The sequence below is a fragment of the Micromonospora salmantinae genome (genome assembly GCF_022230905.1).
GTDB classification, from domain to species: domain Bacteria; phylum Actinomycetota; class Actinomycetes; order Mycobacteriales; family Micromonosporaceae; genus Micromonospora; species Micromonospora salmantinae.
On sequence record NZ_JAKKFG010000019.1, the window covers coordinates 1 to 19,373 of the forward strand.

Below are 19,373 nucleotides of genomic sequence, written 5' to 3' on the forward strand. Positions count from 1 at the left end.
GCACGGCAAGACCACAGCACCACCGCACCGACCACTGGCCGGCACCCGCACTCGGGGTGCCGGCCAGTGGCACGTTCCGTTTCCGTGCGGCAGGCACATGCCGCTGGTCGCCGATGCCGCGACGCCGCGTGCCCGTCGGAAGCGGATGGCGCGGTCCGGTCGGTGGCTGCCAGCAGATCTTGGACATTTTCCGTCCGCCGCGCGTACGGATACGGAAAACGTCCAAGATCTCGTGGGTCATGGCCGAAGCGCGAGGCGATGGCGGGTGTCGTGGTCGTGAGGCGACCGGTGTTCAGCGATGGAACCCGTCGGCGCATCGGCCCGGCGAGCGGTGGGGCGTTGCGGCCGGCCGACCGCCGCCACCGGTGGCGCGGCGAGGCGTTGATGCCACCGCCCAATGCCGGCCACGGACGCCAGCGACGGCTGACGCCAGCCGGCGGTGCGGCGGGAGTAGGGCGGGCCTCGGCCCTCGGTGCGGTGCCACGGCGGTGCGGCGGGGCCGGGTGACCGCCACGTGGCGGGCTGCGGGGCGCCGATCGGATGGGTGGGCGGGGTGTGGGAACAACGGCGGCGGCGGGCTGGTTGTGGAGAGTGTCGGTGTGACTCAGTGTCCCCGGGCCTCACCTAATATCGCCCTCGCGGAATACCGTTTGGCTGGAGCCGCGTCGTGCCACTCGCCGAGAGGCGACCTGCACACCGACACCAGCGCCGCCCCCGGCCCACCGGCCGGGGGCGGCGCTGTCTGTGCTCACCCCTCAGAGCGTCGCGGCACAATGTCCGGATGACTGATGCGCAGCCGTGGTCCGAGCAGTCTGGCGTACTCGTACTCCCCAGTGGGGCGACGGTGCGCGGACGCCGCGTCGCTGCCGCGACCTCGCCCGCCGACTTCGCCGTGCTGCTGGCACCCGGCCCGGAGCCGGCCTGGCCGCACCGGCGGATCCGGTGGCCTGATTTCTGGGTGCCGCTCGACCGTGTCGAAGCCCTCGACGTCCTGCGGGAGGCCCTGCGACGCGCCCGTGACGGTGAACGTGTCGAGGTGGCCTGTCGGGGTGGAGTGGGTCGGACCGGAACGGCCCTGGCCGCGCTGGCGATCCTCGACGGTCTGCCGGTCGAGCGGGCGGTGCCGTGGGTGCGGGCCGGCTACCACCCGAAGGCGGTGGAGACCCCCTGGCAGCGGCGCTGGCTGCGCCGGGTCACCTGACACCGCCGCCGGGCCGCCGCCGGAGCGCTGCGGGAGCGCCGCCGCCGCCGTCGGCCGGAGCGATGCCGGCCAAACCACCGTCGCTCGTGCCGGCCACCCGTGACGCCGCGTCAGCCGACCGCCGCCGCTGGTACCGCCGGACCAGAGCCGCTCGTGCCGGCACCCGTCGCTACTGTGCTCCGGCCGGTAGCGGGGGCAGCGGTGTCAGCTCTGGCCGATCACCGCCGGGTTGTTGACGTACTCGCGGAGGTGCTTGGCGGTGAGGGTGTCGCCGGTGGCGACCAGCTCGGCCGGTGTGCCGGTGAAGACGATGCGGCCACCGTCGTGGCCGGCGCCGGGGCCGAGGTCGATGAGCCAGTCGGCGTGTGCCATGACCGCCTGGTGGTGCTCGATGACGATCACCGTGTTCCCGGCGTCGACCATCCGGTCGAGCAGGGCCAACAGTTGGTCCACGTCGGCCAGGTGCAGGCCCGTGGTCGGCTCGTCCAGGACGTACGTGGTGGTCTTCTCGGCCAGGTGGATGGCGAGCTTGAGTCGTTGCCGCTCCCCGCCGGACAGGGTGGTCAGTGGCTGGCCGAGGCTGAGGTAGCCCAGCCCGACGTCGACCAGCCGGCCGAGGATGAGGTGCGCTGCCCCGCTGGGGAAGAACGCGTACGCCTCGGTGACCGACATGGTCAGCACCTCGTGGATGTTCTTGCCGCGCAGCGTGTACGTGAGCACCTCGTCGGTGAAGCGTCGCCCCTCGCACCGTTCGCAGACGCTCGCGACGCCGGCCATCATCGCCAGGTCGGTGTAGATGAGGCCGATTCCCTTGCAGGTCGGGCAGGCGCCCTCGGAGTTGGCGCTGAACAGCGCGGCCTTGACCCCGTTGGCCTTGGCGAAGGCGGTGCGGATCGGGTCGAGCAGTCCGCTGTAGGTGGCCGGGTTGCTGCGTCGTGAGCCACGGATCGGGGACTGGTCGACGATGACGACCCCGGACCGGCCGCGCAGCGACCCGTGGATCAGTGAGCTCTTGCCGGAGCCGGCCACGCCGGTGACCACTGTGAGGACCCCGAGTGGGATGTCCACGTCCACGTCGTGCAGGTTGTGCAGGTCGGCCTGGCGGATGGCGAGCTGCCCGGTGGGTTGGCGTACCGCCTCCCGCACTGTCACCCGGTGGTCCAGGTGTCGGCCGGTGAGGGTGTCGGAGCGGCGCAGGCCGGGGATGTCGCCGGTGAAACAGATCCGACCACCGTCGGTGCCGGCGCCCGGTCCGAGGTCGACCACGTGGTCGGCGATGGCGATGGTCTCCGGTTTGTGTTCCACCACCAGCACGGTGTTGCCCTTGTCGCGCAGCCGCAGCAGCAGGTCGTTCATCCGGGCGATGTCGTGCGGGTGCAGGCCCACGGTGGGTTCGTCGAAGACGTAGGTGACGTCGGAGAGGCTGGAGCCGAGGTGCCGGACCATCTTCACCCGTTGCGCCTCGCCGCCGGAGAGGGTCGCCGACTCGCGGTCCAGGCTGAGGTAGCCCAGACCGATCTCGACCAGGGAGTCCAGCAGGTCGCGGAGGTTGGCGACGAGTGGCGCGGCCCCCGGGTCGTCAACGGTGCGGACGAACGCGGCCAGGTCGCTGATCTGCATGGCCGAGCAGTCGGCGATGTTGTGCCCGGCGATCCGTGATGACCGGGCCGCCGCGTTGAGTCGGGTGCCGCCGCAGTCGCCGCAGCTGGTGAAGGTGACCGCCCGGTCGACGAAGGCGCGGATGTGCGGTTGCATCGACTCGCGGTCCTTGGACAGGAGGAGCCGCTTGACCTTGACCGCCAGCCCCTCGTACGTCCAGTTGTTGCTGCCCACCTTGATCTTGGTGGCCGACTTGTGCAGGAAGTCCTCCCACTGTTGCGGGGTGAAGTCCTGGAGTTTGACGTCCGGGTCGAACAGGCCGGAGCCGACGATGGTCTGCCAGTACCAGGAGTCGACAGCGAAGTTGGGCACGGTGATCGCGCCGTCGTTGAGGGAGCGCTCGACGTCGACGAGTTCGTTGACGTCGAGGTCGGAGACCCGGCCCAGCCCTTCGCAGGTGGGGCACATGCCCTCGGGCAGGTTGAAGCTGAACGCCCCGGCGCCGCCGACGGACGGCTGGCCGAGGCGGCTGAAGAGGATCCGCAGCATGGCGTACGCGTCGGTGGCGGTGCCGACGGTGGACCGGGAGTTGACTCCCATCCGTTCCTGGTCGACGACGATGGCCGCGCTGAGGTTGCGCAGCGAGTCGACGTCCGGCCGGTTGAGGTTCGGCATGAACGACTGGAGGAACGCGCTGTAGGTCTCGTTGATCATGCGCTGGGACTCGGCGGCGATGGTGCCGAAGACCAGCGACGACTTGCCCGACCCGGAGACACCGGTGAAGACGGTCAGCCGGCGTTTGGGGATGTCGACCGAGACGTCGGCGAGGTTGTTCTCCCGCGCTCCGCGTACCTCGATCATGTCGTGGCTGTCGGCGGCGGACCATGCTGGCTGCGACATACGAACCCTTCACGGAATCGTGGCGGGACTTTGCCCCGCCGGGCACTGGCGGATTCCATTGTCTCATTCATCCTCATGTAGAGACTTTCGCCGAGATCCAAGCGCAGGCTTCAGCAGCATGCCCCGGAAAGTCTCAAATCACGTCGTAAGCGGTACGGTGGCTCGCGTGGACCTCGCCTCGAAGGATCGGCTGCGCGCTGTGGACCTGGCGGCCACCGTCGGGATCTCGGTGCAGCAGGTGCGCAACTACGTCGAGTTGGGGGTTCTCCCGCCGGTGCGCCGCACCGCCAGCGGCTACCGGATCTTCACCACCGAGCACGCCCGGGCGCTGACAGTGGCGCGGCGGTTGGCCGAGGGGCACGGCTGGAGCCGTACCCGGGAGATCATGGCGGCGGTGCACACCGGTGACCTGCCGGCGGCCCTGGCGGCGCTCGACGGCGGCCATGCCGAGCTGGACCGGGAACGCGCCGAGATCCGCCGGGTGCTCGGCGCCTTCGAGACCGTGCTGGCCGGCCCACCGGCGGCCCGGCCCGCGCCACGCCACGGCGCCCGCATCGGCGAGGTGGCCGCCCTGGTCGGGGTCCGGACCTCGCAGCTGCGGCTGTGGGAGGAGCGCAAGCTGCTACGGCCGGGCCGCACCCCGGGCACCAACTACCGGGTGTACGACGAGGCGGAGCTACGCGCGGCGCAGGTCATCGCGTTGCTGCGCCGGGGCGCGTACCCGTTCGAGATCATCGCCGCGGTGCTGGGCGAGCTGCGGACCACCGGCAGCGCTCAGCGGGTCCGCGCCGAGCTGGGCCGACGCGAGCAGGAGCTGCACACCCGCAGCCTGCGCCGGCTGCGGGGCACCGCCGCGCTGCACGACTACCTCCGCGGTCGCGGCGACGCGAGTTGACCGGCATCCCGTCCCACCGGGCGATCTTCCTGACTAGGGTCGGGCACATGAGAGCTGCGCTGCTGGCGGCCACGACGTCCGCCGTCCTGCTCGCTCCCGTGCCGGTCGGTACGACGGGAGCGTCCGCCGCGCCGACGGTGCGCTGCCCCCGGGTCCCGGCCCCAGCGGCGTCCCGCCCACCCCGGCCGTCGCCCCCGCCCGCCGTCGGTGAGCAACGGATGATCGGCGGCCCGGCGCTGGACACGGCCGGCCTGGTCGTGCCGGCCGGCGTCGCCGCGCCGCCGAGGGTCACCGCGACGTCGTGGCTGGTCGCCGACCTGGACAGCGGCCAGGTGCTCGGCGGCTGCGGCCCACACGAGTACGGCACACCGGCGAGCGTGCAGAAGCTCCTGCTGGCGGCGACAATGCTGCCCAAGCTCGACCCGAAGCAGACGGTCACCGTCACCGACGCGGACATGAACATCGAACCCGGCTCCTCGGCCGTGGGCCTGGTCGCGGGCGGCCGGTACACCATCGAGACCATCTGGCTCGGGTTGCTGCTCAACTCCGGCAACGAGGCCGCCAACGCGCTGGCCCGACTCGGCAGCGGAACGGACAGCGCCGCCGGCGTGCGCGCCATGAACGAGCAGGCGCACCACCTCGGCGCGCTCCAGACGCACGCGGTCACCCCGTCCGGGCTGGACGGCAAGGGGCAGTTCACCAGCGCGTACGACCTGGCGCTGATCGCCCGGGCCTGCTTCGCCGAGCCGACCTTCCGCCGGTACGCGCTGACCGAGCAGACGTCGATTCCGCCCCAGCCGGCGCAACGCACCAAGGGCTTCGAGATCCAGAACGAGAACCAGCTCATCTACCGGTACCCGGGGGCGCTCGGCGGCAAGACCGGCTTCACCGATCTGGCCCGGCACACCTACGTGGGGGCGGCGGAACGCGGCGGACGGCGGCTGGTGGTGACAGTGCTGGGCGCCGAATCGGCACCGGTACGCGGCTGGGAGCAGGGCGCGGCCCTCCTGGACTGGGGCTTCACGCTGCCCCGGGACGCCGCCGTGGGCCGGCTGGTCGAACCCGGCGAGCTGACCGCCACCCCGTCGGCGGCGCCGTCCGCGCTGGCGGCACCCGGCGCGCCCCGACCGGCGGCGGCCAGTGGGCCCGCGCGTACCGGCTCGGAGTGGCTCTGGTCGGTGACCGCGGTGAGCGGCGCGACGGTGGTGGCGTTGTTGGGCGGCCTGCTGTGGCGGCGTCGCCGCCGGATGCCCTGACGGATCGACATCGGGCGCTGCCATCCATAGACTCCGGTCTTTCTGGCACCACCAGTCCAGGAGGATCCCTGTGTCGAGTGAACTCGAACCGCGCCCCGCATTGGCGGCACCCCGCCGGCCGGTGCGCGCCCTGACCCGCCTCGCGGGGGTGACAGTGCTCGCCGGGGCGCTGGTCGTCGGCTCGTCCGCCACCGCGCTCGCCGCCCCGGGCCCGTCGGCCGACACGGTGCGCGTCTCCGCCGCGCCGCCCGCCGCTGTCGACACCGCCACCCGACCGCCGCGCACCACCCACGGTCCGTGCGCGTACACCGAGACTCCGGACGAACCAGCCGCCCGGCCGGTGACGCTGCCGCCCGACCCGCGACGAACCCCGGCCCGGGGCAGCGTCCGGGTGACCCTGGCGACCAATCATGGGCCTATCGGGTTGACAGTGGACCGGGCCGCCGCGCCGTGCACGGTGCAGAGCTTCCTGCACCTGGTGAACAAGCGGTTCTACGACCGCACCCCGTGCCACCGGCTCACCGCGTACCCGACGCTGAGCGTGCTGCAGTGCGGTGACCCGTCCGGCACCGGTGAGGGCGGTCCGGGCTACCGGTACCGCGACGAGTTGCCGACCGACCTGCCGCCCGCGCCCACCGACCCGACCGGGGAGCGCCGGGTGTACGCCCGGGGTGTGCTGGCCATGGCCAACGCCGGGCCGGACACCAACGGCAGCCAGTTCTTCCTGGTCTACGCCAACTCCGCGCTGCGCCCCAACTACACGATCTTCGGCGAGGTCGACGGTGCCGGCCTGGCCACGCTGGACCGGATCGCCGCCGGGGGAGTGGCGCCGACCGCCGAGGACCCGGCGCCGGTCGACGGCGCGCCCGCACTGCCGGTGACCATCCGCAAGGCCGTCCGCTGGCACCACCACTGACAGTGCGGCGCGGTGGGTGGCCGTCGGTCGCTCACCGCGCCGGCCGTGGGTGAATCTCGGTCGGGCGCGGCCTCGCCGGAATTTTCGGGAACGGACCGGAACGGGTCCAACCGGTTTCCGGCGCAGTTCCGGCCGTCACGTCGAGGCGGGCGACCCGGTCAGCGGGGCGGCGGTGCTGTCCCGAACGACCAACTCGGTGGCGAGTTCCACCCGGGGCGAGTCGATGCCCTCGCCCTGGGCCAGGCGCAGAACGGTCCGGGCCGCCAAGCGTCCCATCTCGACCAACGGTTGGCGCACTGTGGTCAGCGGCGGTGAAGCCCAGCGGGCTTCCGGTAGGTCGTCGAACCCCACCACGCTCACGTCGTCCGGCACGCGCAGCCCGCGGCGCCGGATGGCCTCGTAGACGCCGAAGGCCATCTGGTCGCTGGAGGCGAAGATGCCGGTCGGCGGGTCGGCGAGGTCGAGCAGCGCTGTCCCGCCGGCGAACCCGGAGGCGTGGTAGAAGTCGCCCGGGTAGATCAGCTTGTCGTCCACCGGCACCCCGGCGGCCTCCAGCCCGGCACGGTAGCCGTCGAGCCGGGCCCGGCTGCACAGCAGGTGCGTCGGCCCGGCCACGAAACCGATGCGCCGGTGCCCGATCGCGAGCAGGTGTTCGGTAGCGGCGAGCCCGCCGGCCCAGTTGGTGGCGCCGATCGTGGGCACGTCCATGGCCGGCACGCCGGCCGGGTCCACGACCACCACCGGCACGTTGAGGCGACGCAGCTGCGCGTGCAGCGGCGGGCTCAGGTGCGAGGTCACGAAGATGACGCCGTCGGTGGCCCGGGTGCGCAGGTTCTGCAACCACTGCCGGGCCGCTGTGGGCTGCCGGTGGATCGCGGAGACCACAGTGCCGACGCCCGCGCCGTGCCCGACATCCTCCACACCCCGGATGATTTCCACGGCCCAGGGGCTGTCCAGGTCGTTGAAGACCAGGTCGACGAGACCGGCACGGCGAACGCTGCGGCTGGTGCGACGCCGGTAGCCGTGGTGGCGCAACAACTCCTCGACCCGTTCCCGGGTGTCCGGGGCCACGTCGGAGCGCCCGTTGAGCACCCGTGACACGGTCGGCACCGACACCCCGGCCTCCCGTGCGATCGCGGTGATGGTCACCCTGCGTCCGTCGTCCGCGCCCACCCGCGTCTCCTTCACCGAGCCGGAGGAGCGACCATCAGGCGTCGCCCACCGTGTGTCCCGAAACGGCGTGCCCGTTCCACGCGTCATCTTGCCTCACCGGTAGGGGTTGACGACATGCCAGGCCGTTCGAAGCTTCGTTGGAGTTGCGGAAAAGTTCCGGAGTTTTTCCGGTTACTTTCGGTCGGCGGACCAACTGAATCCTGGGATGGTGACCCTGGTCGGGCTGATAGACAGGACTCGTGCGTCACCGCCTGGCCGTCGTGCTCGCGCTCGCCGGGCTGCTCGGCGGCTGCCCGCGGCCGGAGCCCCGCCCAGCGCCGCAGCCGACGTCGGCGAGCCCCACACCCGCGCCGACCCCGTCCACCTCGGCGGCAGCCCCGCTGCCGGGGTTCGTGGTGCTGACCGACCTCGACCCGCGCATCCACGCCGACATCCGGTACGCCACACCGCACAACTTCGTCGGCCGACCGATCACCGGCTACCGCGAGCCGCTGTGCCTGCTCACCCGGCAGGCGGCCGAGGCGTTGCGCCGCGTACAGGACGCCGCGCTGACCGGTGGGCACAGCCTCAAGGTGTACGACTGCTACCGCCCGCAACCGGCGGTGGACGACTTCGTCGCCTGGTCGAAGCGCCCCGATGAGCAGCAGACCAAGGCCGAGTTCTACCCGGACCTGGCCAAGAACCGGCTCTTCGCCGACGGTTACATCGGCGCGCCCACCGCGCACAGCCGCGGCAGCACCCTGGACCTGACACTGGTCGACGAGCCCGCCGCCAGCCAACCTCCGTACCGGGTGGGGCAACCGCTGGTCGCCTGCACCGCGCCGCGCGGGCAGCGCTTCGCGGACAACAGCATCGACATGGGTACGGGCTTCGACTGTTTCGACTCGCGGGCGCACACCGCCGACCCCAACATCACCGGGACGCCTCGGGAGAACCGCCGGTTGTTGCAGCGGCTGATGACCGACGCCGGGTTCGTCAACTACGACCGTGAGTGGTGGCACTACAGCCTGCGCGACGAGCCGTACCCGGACACGTTCTTCGCCGCCCCGGTAGCCCGCTCCTCGGTCGGCTGACCCGCCCGGGGCGCGAGGTCAGGTCCAGTAGAGGATCCGGCACCCTGGCACGCGGGCGGTCAGTTCGGCGGTGAACCAGTCGCGCAGCTCGGTCATCTGCTCAGGCGGGTAGACGTACTTCACCGCGCCGAACTTGCCGTGCTTGCGGGTGCGGGACTCCTCGTCCATCTCCAGCCGGGTACGCGGGTACCAGCCGAGCAGCACCTCCTTGCTGCCCGGCGTGAACCGGTGGGTGATCAGCTCGGCGGTCAGGTCCAGGTCCGGCACCCCGTCGACAGCCGCGCGGACCTGGTCGAGCAGTTCGCCGTAGCGCTCCCGCCAGTCCGGCAGCGCGATGATCGGCGCGATGGTCAGCCCGACCGGGTAGCCGTCGAGGGCGAGCCGGCGCAGCGCGGCCAGCCGGTCCGGCACCCGGGCGGTGCCACCCTCGAACCGTTCGCTTACCGGGGCGCAGTTGACGCTGAACCGGACCCGGGTCCGGCCGGCGTGCGGCAGCCCCACGAAGGTGTCCACGTCGGCGTACTTGGTGGTCCAGCGCAACTGCACGGGGGCGTCCCAGTCGGCGAAGTGCCGCACCGCGCGTCGCCAACTGCCGGTCAGGTGCTCCAGGGCGAGCGGGTCGGTGTAGCAGGACGCCTCGAAGGTGGTGCCTTCGTCGGCGCGCCGCGCGTTGCGGCTGGTCACCGTGCCGCGCCCGGCGTACGCGGCCAGCCCGGCCAGGATGTCGTCGAGGTCCGCGTACACCCGGGTCACCGGTGGGCCGGACAGGGATCCGGCGAGGTAGCAGTACTGGCAGTGCGCCGGGCAGCCCTCGGCCAGGTCGACCCGCCAGTCCGCGCTGGGCGCGATGGGTTGCAGCACGCGCCGCGAGGGTGGGCTCACCACGATCGCCATCGTCGACTTGGCCCGGTTGTAGGTCTCCCGGTCGGTCTGCCCGCGTACCCCGGTGAGCCGGTTGGCGCGCAGGTGTTCCACCTCGATGCCGAGTGCCCGCACCCGCTCGACGATCCGTTGGCCGTGCGGGTGGTCGAGGGCGGCGGGGGTGGCCACCACCCGGCTCGGGGTCCAGCGGCGTGCCGACCGGGCCGGCGGCGCGAGGCCGGCCAGGTCGCGGGTCGGCACCCACTCGCCGCTGGCGTCGTGCGGTGCGGCGGGTACGTCCTCGGCGAGCGGCTGGTCGACGTCGACGGCGTCCGGGCTGGTCATCCGGCCGGGGTACCCGTTGGCGCAGGAATCCCACCCGATCGGTCGCCCCGCGATTGACGCCGCCCAACCGGAGCGCATAATCTCTCATCTATCTGTAAACCTTGTGAACAGATGCACTTCGACGCGGCGGCGCGCGTCCCGACCGAAGGGACGATCAGGTGATCGCAGAACTCTCCTCCCGTACCAGACGGATCCTGTCGTTGTTCGTCGCCCTGGTCGTCGCGTTGACCGCCGGTCTCGCGGTCAACGCCTCGCGCAGTGCGCAGGCCGCGCCGACGTTCAAGGTCCTGGCCTTCTACAACGGCACCTGGGACGCCGCGCACATCGACTTCGTCAAGGACGCCCGCGCCTGGTTCCCGCAGGCCGCCGCCCAGCACGGTTTTTCCTGGGAGGCCACCAACAACTGGGGTCTGCTGAACACCGCCAACCTGGCCCAGTACAAGGTCGTCATGTTCCTGGACGACGCGCCGCCCACCGCGCAGCGCGCCGCGTTCCAGCAGTACATGCAGAGCGGCGGGGCGTGGTTTGGCTTCCACGTCAGCGCGTTCACCACCAACCCGTCGAGCTGGAGCTGGTACTACAACACCTTCCTCGGCACCGGCTCGTTCCAGACGAACACCTGGGGACCCACCCGGGTCACGATGCGCGCCGACAACCGCACCCACGCCGCCACCCGGAACCTCCCGGCGACGTTCCCGTCGTCGATCAGCGAGTGGTACTCCTGGAGCAACGACCTGCGGCAGAACCCCGACATCGACATCCTCGCCTCGGTCGACCCGTCCAGCTTCCCGGTCGGCACGGACCCCAACCAGTCCTGGTACGGCGGCTACTACCCGCTCGTCTGGAGCAACCGGCAGTACAAGATGCTCTACGCCAACTTCGGCCACAACGAGATGAACTACAGCACCAACACCGGGCTGTCGTCGACGTTCGACAGCGCGCAGCAGAACCAGTTGCTGATCGACGGGCTGCACTGGCTTGCCGGCGTCGGCACCGTCCCGCCGACCACGCCCCCGCCGTCCGACGGCATCTCGCCGACCGCCTGGCACACCGCTGTCAACCGGGCCAGCGGCAAGTGCGTGGACGCCCGCGCCGCGGCCAGCGCCAACGGCACGGCCATCCAGCAGTACGTGTGCAACAGCAGCACCGCGCAGCAGTACCAGTTCGTGCCGACCAGCGGCGGGTACCTGCGGGTCAACAACCGCAACAACAGCGCCCAGGTGCTCGACGTGACGAACCGGTCGACCGCCGACTCGGCGCCGATTCAGCTCTGGTCCTACAGCGGCGGCAACAACCAGCAGTGGCGGGCCGAGCCCGAGGGCGGCGGCTACTACCGCCTGGTCAACCGCTCCAGCGGCAAGTGTCTCGACGTGCCGGGTGCGTCCACAGCGGACAGCGTCCAGCTCATCCAGTACGCCTGCAACGGCACCGCGGCGCAGTCCTTCCGGCTGGTTCCGCAGTCATAGCTGCACTGCCGCGTCCGCGCCGGGGTGAACCGCGACTCGCCCCGGCGCGGGCCCGGCGGCGCGCACGAACCGGGCGGCGACGTCCCGGACGACGGTGCGCAGCTCCGGTGGGTCGAGCACGTCGAAGTCGACTGCCAGGGTGCCGAGGAAGGCGGCGAGATTGCCCAGCGACTCGCCGCCGGTGTGCAGCAGGCAGGTCCGCTCGTCGATCGCCTCCAGCAGGCCCGCCGTGGTGGGGATCCGTCGCGCCATCGCCTCGGCCGACGCGTGCAGGCGTACCCGGGCGGGGTGTGGCCAGGCCGCCGAGCCGACGCCGTGCAGCACGTGCGCGACCGCGTCGCCACCTGGCGGCTCCCGCGGCGCGAAGCGGGGGCCGGTCGGCACCCGGGGTTGGATCCGGTCGGCGCGGAACGTCCGCCAGTCCGCCCGGTCGGTGTCCCACCCCAGCAGATACCACCGCCGCCCGGTGTAGACCAGACGGTACGGCTCGACGTCGCGCACGCTGACCGTGCCGTCATGGCCGGCGTAGTCGAACCGCAGCCGCTCCCGACGGTGCGCGGCCGTGGAGACGGCGGTGAGAGTGTCGGCGTCCACTGTCGGGCCACCGCCCGCGGCGGAGACCGTCGCCGAGCGTAGGGCGTCCACCCGGTGCCGCAGCCGTGACGGCAATGACTGCTCCAGCTTGGCCAACGCCCGCAGCGAGGTTTCCTCGATGCCGGTCACCGAGCCGCCGGCCGCCGCCCGGAGCCCGACCGCCACCGCCACTGCCTCGTCGTCGTCGAGCAGCAGCGGTGGCAGCGCCGACCCGGCGCCGAGCCGGTAGCCGCCGGCGACCCCCGGGTGTGACTCGATCTGGTAGCCCAGCACCCGCAGCCGTTCCACGTCCGTGCGTACCGTGCGGGTGGTGACGGCGAGCCGTTCGGCCAACTCGGCGCCGGACCACTCTCGGCGCACCTGCAGGAGAGTCAGCAGCCGCAGCAGGCGCACGGAGGTCTCCACCATGCCCGCGAGTCTGCACTACGGCTAGCGGCGATATCCATTGCGGACGCGCCGCAGCCCTCCTACTGTCGTCGGTGCAAGGTCGACCGATCACACCCGAGGGGAGTACGCCATGTCGCGACGCGTCCGCACCGACGCCCGCCGGCGCCTGCTCTCCACCGGCACCCCTTTGCAGCTCACCGCCAATACCCGTGCCTACCGCCCGGCGCGGCGCAACGAGCCGGGGTGGCGCGACTGACGCCGACGCTGACGCGTCCGCCGGCCGCCCATCCCACCGGGATCGGGCGGCCCTTTCGTATCCGCGCACCGCCGCTGGCCGCCAAATACGATCATTAACGGTCACCGCACCACAGAAGGAGACCACGATGGGATTCACCCCCCTCGCCGGTACCCGGGCACCGGTCCGGGTCTGGACCGACCCGTACGCCATCGAGCCGCAGGCCGCCAAGCAGCTGCGCAACATCGGCGCGCTGCCCTGGGTGCAGGGTGTCGCCGTCATGCCCGACGTGCACTTCGGCAAGGGCGCCACGGTCGGCTCGGTGATCGCGATGCGGCAGGCCGTCTCGCCGGCCGCGGTCGGCGTCGACATCGGCTGCGGGATGTCGGCGGTCCGTACCTCGCTGACCGCCGCCGACCTGCCGGACGACCTGGCCGGGCTGCGTTCCGCGATCGAGGCCACCATTCCGGTCGGCTTCGCCCAGCGCAAGGACTCGGTCGACACGCGTCGGATCCGGGGCCTGGAGCAGGCCGGCTGGGACGACTTCTGGGGCCGGTTCGCCGGCCTGGACCGGCGGGTGGCGCAGCTGGAGACGCGGGCGCAGCGGCAGATCGGCACCCTCGGCGGGGGCAACCACTTCATCGAGGTCTGCCTGGAGCAGGGCGGCGCCGACGAGGGACGGGTCTGGCTGATGCTGCACTCCGGGTCCCGCAACATCGGCAAGGAGCTGGCCGAGCGGCACATCGGGGTAGCCCGAGGGCTGCCGCACAACGCCGACCTTCCGGACCGGGACCTGGCCGTGTTCCTCGCCGGGACGCCGGAGATGGACGCGTACCGGCGGGATCTCTGGTGGGCGCAGGAGTACGCGCGGCGCAACCGGGCGGTCATGCTGGCCCTGCTCTGCGGTGTGGTGCGTGAGCACTTCCCGCAGGTGTCCTTCCACGAGTCGATCTCGTGCCACCACAACTACGTCTCCGAGGAGAGCTACGACGGGGTGGACGTGCTGGTGACCCGCAAGGGCGCCATCCGGGCCGGCCGGGGTGACCTGGGCATCATCCCCGGGTCGATGGGCACCGGGTCGTACATCGTGCGGGGGCGGGGAAACACCGACGCGTACTGCTCGGCGTCGCACGGGGCGGGGCGTCGGATGTCTCGGGCGCAGGCCAAGCGGACGTTCAGCACGGAGGACCTGGCCGCGCAGACCGCCGGGGTGGAGTGCCGCAAGGACGCCGGGGTGGTCGACGAGATCCCCGGCGCGTACAAGGACATCACCGAGGTGATGGCCCAGCAGGAGGACCTGGTCGAGGTGGTCGCGCACCTCAAGCAGGTGGTCTGCGTGAAGGGCTGACGTGCCGTGCGGGCCGGGGAGACCGGCCCGCACGGCCGCTGGTCAGAAGCCGACGAAGACTCGGCGCAGGTCGTCGACTGTGACCGAGCCGGTCACCTGCACCCCGTCGGGAGTGTGCTGGGGGCCCAGCCGTCCGGTGGCCAGCCGCAGCCACGCCTCGGCCGGGGCCACCAGCTCCCCGTCGGGGCGCTCCGGCGCGTCGACGATCTCGACCTTCTCGCCCAGCCGCAGCCCGAACGTCCGCTCGGGCGCGTGCAGCCGGACCAGCAGCGTGGCCTCCCGGCCCGCCAGCTCCTGGGGTCGGCTGGTCCAGGCCAGCATGCCGCCGATCTGGTCGAGCAGCAGCGCCACCGCCCCCGGCGTCACCGCCGCGAACCTGTTGAACGCGACCTCGGCGTCCCACTGGTGCAGGGCGAACTCGCTGAGCCGGAACCGGGCCGCGGTGGCCACGTCGACCGGCTCCGGCAGGAAGCCGAGGTCGATCCGCATCGAGGCCCGGGTCTCGGCGTCCAGCGCCTCGTACGCCTCGACCAGCCGTTCGTTGGTGGCGAGGAACCCGGCGGCGTGCTCGGCCGGGGACATCGCGTCCCAGCGTGCCCAGACGCCACGGTTGAAGTCCCCGTCCGGGCCGGGCGCGCCGGAACGGGCGGCGTCCAGCGTCGCCAGGTTGATCTCGGCGCCGCTGCCCAGGTGGCTCAGCACCTGGGAGACCTGCCACTCGCTGGCCCCCGACGGCCGGAGCAGGTCGTCCTCCTTGAGGTCCCGTACGAGCGCGGCGAGCTCCTCGTGGCCCGCGCGCAGAGCCGTGATGATCTGGTCAGCAGGGGTCGACATGGATCTCCTCAAACGGATTTTCGGCTATGGTCCGGACGCTACCGGACGTGGCCGCCGGCGGGCCGGCCCCGGGGTCGGGCCGCTCCGGCCGTCGGCCACGTCGGTCAGGCTCAGCCCATGTGCACTGTGTTGCCGGTCGGGATGTCCTCCTTGCGGACCTTCACCAGGACCAGGGTGGCCAGTCCGGCGAGCACGATCAGCGCCGCGCCCCAGGCGAAGGCCACCCGGTAGCCGTGCACGAGCGCCTCGACCTGGTTGACCGGGTTCGGCGCCCGTCCGACCAGATAGGCGGCGACCGCGCTGGTGTAGAAGGTGTTCAGCAGCGCGGTGCCGAGCGAGCCACCGATCTGCTGGGTGGCGTTGAGCGTCGCGCTGGCCGCACCGGCGTCGTGCTCCGGCACCCCCACCAGGGCGAGGCTGGACAGCGGGACGAAGGTGAAGCCCAGCCCCAGGCCCAGCACGACCTGCGCGGGCAGCAGGTGGGTGAGGAACGAGGTGTCCACGTCGATCTGGGTCAGCACCAGCATGCCCAGGGCGGCGAGCGCCGAACCGGCGACCATCAGCGGCTTGGCACCCAACCGGGGCATGAGCTGGCTGGCCCCACCCGCGGCGATCAGCACGCCGACGGTGACCGGCAGGGACGCGAGACCGGCTTCGAGGGGCTTGTACTGCAGCACAACCTGGAAGTAGAAGGTCAGGAAGAGGAACGCCCCGAACAGGCCGGCGCCGATCAGCGTCGAGGTGAGGAACGCACCGCCCCGGTTGCGGTCCAGCAGGATCCGCAGCGGCAGCAGCGGGTGGCTGGAGCGCAGCTCGATCACCACGAAGACGGCGAGCAGCACCACGCCCGCGGCGATGAAACCGAGCGTCGCGGTGGCGTCCCAACCGTCCTCGGCGGCCTTGGTGAAGCCGTAGACCAGGGAGACCAGGCCGGCGGTCACCACGATCGCACCGGGTACGTCGTAGCGGGTGTTGCCGTGGGCCCGGCTCTCCGGCACCAGCGGCAGCGCGAAGGCGATGGCGATGGCGGCGACCGGGATGTTGACCAGCAGGCACCAGCGCCAGTCGGCGTACTCGGTGAGCACCCCGCCGAGCAGCAGGCCGACCGCGGACCCACCGCCGGCGATCGCGCCGTACACCGCGAAGGCCTTGGCCCGCTCGGTGGCCTCGGTGAACAGGACGGTGAGCAGCGCCAGCGCGGCCGGGGCGAGCAGCGCGCCGAAGGCGCCCTGCAACGCGCGGGCGGCGAAGAGCATCTCACCGGTGGTGGCCAGACCGCCCAGGGCGGAGGCGAGCGCGAAACCGGTCATGCCGACCAGGAAGGTGCGCTTGCGCCCCCAGTAGTCGGCGATGCGACCGCCGAGCAGCAGCAGACCACCGAAGGCCAGCGTGTACGCGGTGATCACCCACTGCCGGTTCGCGTCGGTGATCCCCAGGTCGGCCTGGGCCTGCGGCAGCGCGATGTTCACGATCGTGGCGTCCAGGACGACCATCAGCTGTGAGACCGCGATGACCGCCAGCGCGATCCAGCGCCGCGGGTGCGGTGCGCCTGTCGACGCCCCGGCGTTGGGCGCGCCGGGCGCGGTCGAGGTGGTTCCGGGCATGGTGAAGCCTTCCGTGTTGCGAATATCGGTGAATCAGGCCGGCGACGGACGGTCGTGCTGATAGCGGAGTACCGGGATCAGCACCTGGTCGACGACCTGGGTGAGGAACGCGTCATCGGCGGGTAGGCCGTGCGCGACGATGCGGGACATGGTGAGCGCGGGTGCCAGATCGTGGAACAGCTCCCGTTCGCCGGCCTCCGGCGGGATCTCCCCGCGGGCGGCGGCCCGGACCAGGATGGCGGTGCTTGCCACCCGCCCGGCCGGCAGCACCTGGTGACGCACCAGACGTTCCAGCTCGGGGTTGGTCCGCATGGCGAAGGTCAACGCCTGCATGAGGTCGCAGTCGGCCGTGCAGATCGCGGCCGTGGCCCGCAGCAACTCGATCAGGTCCCCGCGCAGGGAACCGGTGTCGGGCGGGTTGTGGACACCCACGTGCCGGTCGCGCAGGGCGGCGACGACCAGCTCGGCCTTGCCGTCCCAGCGTCGGTAGATGGTGGCCTTGCTGACGTGGGCGCGGGCGGCGACGGCGTCGATGGTCATCCGGTCGAAGCCGACCTCGCGCAGGGTGTCGATGACGACGGTGAACAGGTCGCCGTCCGTGCAGCGCGGGGCCCGGGCTGCCGGAACCCCGGCGCCCGCGCCCACCTGCTGACCACCCAGCATGCCGACCCCCCGCGAAACGATGTCGTACTGACCCTAGTTCGCGGTTGGCTGATCGTGCAGGGTTTCGTGAGTTGCCTCGCACCCAGCCGACGAAACGGTCACGTTTCACACGGCGTCATGCCAGGTGTCAGGTTCAGCACGGGTCGCGTGGTCAGGAACCCAGCGCCACTTCCACCTTCTTGCGGGTGCCCCAGCCGGTGCGCCAGCAGGTGGCGATGCCGTACCAGCGGATCGCTCGCAGCACGACCAGGGCGAACACCACAGCGACGGGCGTGAGGAGCCAGGTGCCCCACTGGTAGGCGGTCGACTGGTCCGATCGTCGCACCGTCATGTAGCGGAGCGCCTGCCCGTACCCGACGATCAACGGCACAGCCACCAGCCACGGAATCGCCCGCGGGTCGGGGTCGATGATCGGCGACAGGATCGCGACCGCCACGAACAGCACCGTCGCGACCACCGTGGCAGCCCAGCGCAGCAGATGCAGCCACCACGCGATCGACAGCAATGACAGGTACCGGACCCGCCACCAGGTCCTGATGAAGCTGCCGCGCATCCAGCGCAGGAACATCCGGCAGAAGTGCCCGGTGTTCTCCGGCATGAGGGAGAACGCGAACGCCGACGGCTGCTGTACGGTGCGTCCCCGGACCATCGCGAAGAGGGTGAGGAGGGAGTCGTCGGAGAAGGGCACCCGCTGGCCGAAGAACGTCTCCGTCAGATACGCGCCGAGGTTGTCGCGAACCACCTCCGCGCGGTAGGCGGCGATCGGGCCCGAGTTCACCCACACGCACCCGAACACCGACAGCGACGACCGGTCGGTGAGCTGCCCGGTCACCAGCCACAGGTCGGTGAACCGGGTGAGGAAGCTGCTGCGCACATTCGCGGCCATCACCACCCCCGCGACGGACTGCACCGCCGGATCGGCGAAGGGCTTCAACAACTCCCTGAGGGCGTTCGGGTCCGAGATGGTGTCCGAGTCCACCGTCCAGTAGACGTCGGCTGCCGGTGTCGACCGCACCGCGGCGGCCTGGGCGTGCCGTTTCCCGGCATTGGGCTGAATGTGCCAGGCGGCGATGATCCCGTGGACGGGGGCGACGTCGAGAAACCACCGCTTGATCGGCTGGTAGCCCTCGGTCAGCTTCGACCCGTCGTCCACCACGTAAATGGTGTCCGGTTTGCGGGTTTGGAAGATCATGGATTCGAGGCAGGCCCGCAGCGCGCCCGGATCCTCGTTGTACGCCGGCACGATGCCCACCACGTGCAGAGCGTCTAGGTGCCCCTGCATCCGGTCGGTGACCACTGCGGGCTTCTCCAGATAGGAGGTGCCGAGCTGCCAGATCAGCAGCAGGAACATGGCGGCGTACGCGAAGGTGAAGCGGTGACCGCCTCCGTTGATGGCGCCGATCACGGCGAGGACGTGATGGGCGCTCCACGCCGCCGCGGCGGCCAGGACGACCGCCGCGGCGAACAGGACACGACCTTTCGTGACGCTAGCGGTCACTGGCCGACCGACTGCTTACGACGGAACGTCATCCGGATCATGATGAAGCCGATGAGGACGGCGGTCGCTCCGGTGAGGGCGATGGTGAGCGGCAGGGGAAGTGCGTAGCTGCCGATACCGGCCGCGCCGCCGATCGTGACGACGCCCATACCGGTACGGGGAAGGCTGCCACCGGACATGATGTATCTCCGCTCTGCGAGGGATGGTGAGGCTGTCGCGGCGACCGGTACGACTCCAGTGTGGCCCGGCCGTCACGGGGCTGAACAGCGAATATGACTGTGCGCAATGACGCGCTCACGTTGGCAAACATGTCCACCCAGGTCAATCTCGAAGGTCAGGGGAACGGTCGTCCGGCCAAGCCCGACGAGCCGTCCCGCTGCCGGCGTGTCGGAGACGTTCCCACCGGCTCCACGGCACCTGGCCTGCGCTTTCACCGCGTGGCCGCGCCAGCCCGGTGAATGCCGGCGAGGATCTGCGCTGTCGGGTAGACGTCAGCGCCGCGCGTCGCTGTCGACAAACGGATGA

17 protein-coding genes are annotated in these 19,373 nt (G+C 71.4%); 8 read left to right on the plus strand and 9 right to left on the minus strand.

Annotated elements, in window-relative coordinates; all coding sequences use genetic code 11:
* Nucleotides 1-781: 781 nt before the first annotated feature.
* Nucleotides 782-1,201, plus strand: coding sequence for a protein-tyrosine phosphatase family protein (locus PSH03_RS15935; protein WP_210787521.1), 420 nt, complete (start codon nucleotides 782-784; stop codon nucleotides 1,199-1,201).
* 204 nt (nucleotides 1,202-1,405) lie between these two features.
* Here PSH03_RS15935 and PSH03_RS15940 read toward each other — a convergent pair whose 3' ends face one another.
* A complete protein-coding gene (locus tag PSH03_RS15940) occupies nucleotides 1,406-3,700 on the minus strand; it encodes an ATP-binding cassette domain-containing protein (RefSeq protein WP_238689594.1) in 2,295 nt (764 codons plus the stop codon).
* Nucleotides 3,701-3,866: 166 nt separating this feature from the next.
* Here PSH03_RS15940 and PSH03_RS15945 point away from each other — a divergent pair, with 166 nt between their 5' ends.
* The 3 genes from PSH03_RS15945 to PSH03_RS15955 all read left to right on the plus strand — a co-directional run bounded on the left by PSH03_RS15945 (nucleotide 3,867) and on the right by PSH03_RS15955 (nucleotide 6,767).
* Nucleotides 3,867-4,595 (plus strand): MerR family transcriptional regulator, encoded by a 729-nt coding sequence (locus PSH03_RS15945; protein ID WP_210787519.1) that lies wholly within the window; start codon nucleotides 3,867-3,869, stop codon nucleotides 4,593-4,595.
* A gap of 47 nt (nucleotides 4,596-4,642) precedes the next feature.
* Entirely contained in the window at nucleotides 4,643-5,851 is a 1,209-nt protein-coding gene (locus PSH03_RS15950; RefSeq protein WP_238689595.1) for a D-alanyl-D-alanine carboxypeptidase family protein, read from the plus strand.
* A gap of 70 nt (nucleotides 5,852-5,921) precedes the next feature.
* The gene (locus tag PSH03_RS15955; protein WP_238689596.1) at nucleotides 5,922-6,767 is read left to right on the plus strand and encodes a peptidylprolyl isomerase; all 846 of its coding nucleotides are present in this window, start codon (nucleotides 5,922-5,924) and stop codon (nucleotides 6,765-6,767) included.
* A gap of 135 nt (nucleotides 6,768-6,902) precedes the next feature.
* Here the strand turns inward: PSH03_RS15955 and PSH03_RS15960 are convergent, their stop codons facing one another.
* Nucleotides 6,903-7,940: a LacI family DNA-binding transcriptional regulator gene (locus tag PSH03_RS15960; RefSeq protein WP_210787417.1), complete on the minus strand. Its 1,038-nt coding sequence runs from the start codon at nucleotides 7,938-7,940 to the stop codon at nucleotides 6,903-6,905.
* A gap of 239 nt (nucleotides 7,941-8,179) precedes the next feature.
* Here PSH03_RS15960 and PSH03_RS15965 point away from each other — a divergent pair, with 239 nt between their 5' ends.
* Entirely contained in the window at nucleotides 8,180-9,013 is an 834-nt protein-coding gene (locus tag PSH03_RS15965) for a M15 family metallopeptidase (protein WP_238689597.1), read from the plus strand.
* A gap of 18 nt (nucleotides 9,014-9,031) precedes the next feature.
* Here PSH03_RS15965 and PSH03_RS15970 read toward each other — a convergent pair whose 3' ends face one another.
* Nucleotides 9,032-10,219 carry a spore photoproduct lyase family protein gene (locus PSH03_RS15970; RefSeq protein ID WP_238689598.1) on the minus strand — a complete coding sequence of 396 codons (1,188 nt, stop codon included), beginning with the start codon at nucleotides 10,217-10,219 and terminating at the stop codon, nucleotides 9,032-9,034.
* Nucleotides 10,220-10,377: 158 nt separating this feature from the next.
* On the opposite strand from PSH03_RS15970, the gene PSH03_RS15975 reads away from it, so the two are divergent.
* Complete coding sequence (locus tag PSH03_RS15975; RefSeq protein WP_238689599.1) at nucleotides 10,378-11,685, plus strand: RICIN domain-containing protein; 1,308 nt, start codon at nucleotides 10,378-10,380, stop codon at nucleotides 11,683-11,685.
* Here PSH03_RS15975 and PSH03_RS15980 read toward each other — a convergent pair.
* Nucleotides 11,680-12,687, minus strand: a complete 1,008-nt coding sequence (locus PSH03_RS15980; protein ID WP_238689600.1) for a helix-turn-helix transcriptional regulator — start codon at nucleotides 12,685-12,687, stop codon at nucleotides 11,680-11,682. The two genes, PSH03_RS15975 and PSH03_RS15980, sit on opposite strands and share 6 nt — an antisense overlap.
* 109 nt (nucleotides 12,688-12,796) lie before the next feature.
* On the opposite strand from PSH03_RS15980, the gene PSH03_RS32510 reads away from it, so the two are divergent.
* Together PSH03_RS32510 and PSH03_RS15985 are read left to right on the plus strand one after the other, a co-directional pair.
* The gene (locus PSH03_RS32510) at nucleotides 12,797-12,922 is read left to right on the plus strand and encodes a hypothetical protein (RefSeq protein WP_255750691.1); all 126 of its coding nucleotides are present in this window, start codon (nucleotides 12,797-12,799) and stop codon (nucleotides 12,920-12,922) included.
* A 127-nt stretch (nucleotides 12,923-13,049) separates the two neighbouring features.
* Nucleotides 13,050-14,249, plus strand: coding sequence for an RtcB family protein (locus PSH03_RS15985; RefSeq protein ID WP_238689601.1), 1,200 nt, complete (start codon nucleotides 13,050-13,052; stop codon nucleotides 14,247-14,249).
* Nucleotides 14,250-14,291: 42 nt separating this feature from the next.
* On the opposite strand, the gene PSH03_RS15990 is transcribed toward PSH03_RS15985, so the two are convergent.
* The 5 genes from PSH03_RS15990 to PSH03_RS16010 all read right to left on the minus strand — a co-directional run bounded on the left by PSH03_RS15990 (nucleotide 14,292) and on the right by PSH03_RS16010 (nucleotide 19,027).
* Nucleotides 14,292-15,083 carry a maleylpyruvate isomerase family mycothiol-dependent enzyme gene (locus PSH03_RS15990; protein WP_238689602.1) on the minus strand — a complete coding sequence of 264 codons (792 nt, stop codon included), beginning with the start codon at nucleotides 15,081-15,083 and terminating at the stop codon, nucleotides 14,292-14,294.
* A gap of 110 nt (nucleotides 15,084-15,193) precedes the next feature.
* Nucleotides 15,194-16,687, minus strand: coding sequence for an MFS transporter (locus PSH03_RS15995; RefSeq protein WP_210786772.1), 1,494 nt, complete (start codon nucleotides 16,685-16,687; stop codon nucleotides 15,194-15,196).
* A 33-nt stretch (nucleotides 16,688-16,720) separates the two neighbouring features.
* On the minus strand, nucleotides 16,721-17,350 hold the full coding sequence (locus PSH03_RS16000; protein ID WP_210786774.1) for a TetR/AcrR family transcriptional regulator: 630 nt from the start codon (nucleotides 17,348-17,350) through the stop codon (nucleotides 16,721-16,723).
* Nucleotides 17,351-17,501: 151 nt separating this feature from the next.
* The gene (locus tag PSH03_RS16005) at nucleotides 17,502-18,848 is read right to left on the minus strand and encodes a glycosyltransferase (RefSeq protein ID WP_210786776.1); all 1,347 of its coding nucleotides are present in this window, start codon (nucleotides 18,846-18,848) and stop codon (nucleotides 17,502-17,504) included.
* Nucleotides 18,845-19,027: a hypothetical protein gene (locus PSH03_RS16010; RefSeq protein ID WP_210786778.1), complete on the minus strand. Its 183-nt coding sequence runs from the start codon at nucleotides 19,025-19,027 to the stop codon at nucleotides 18,845-18,847. Before PSH03_RS16010 ends, PSH03_RS16005 begins: the two co-directional genes overlap by 4 nt.
* Nucleotides 19,028-19,373: the final 346 nt, after the last annotated feature.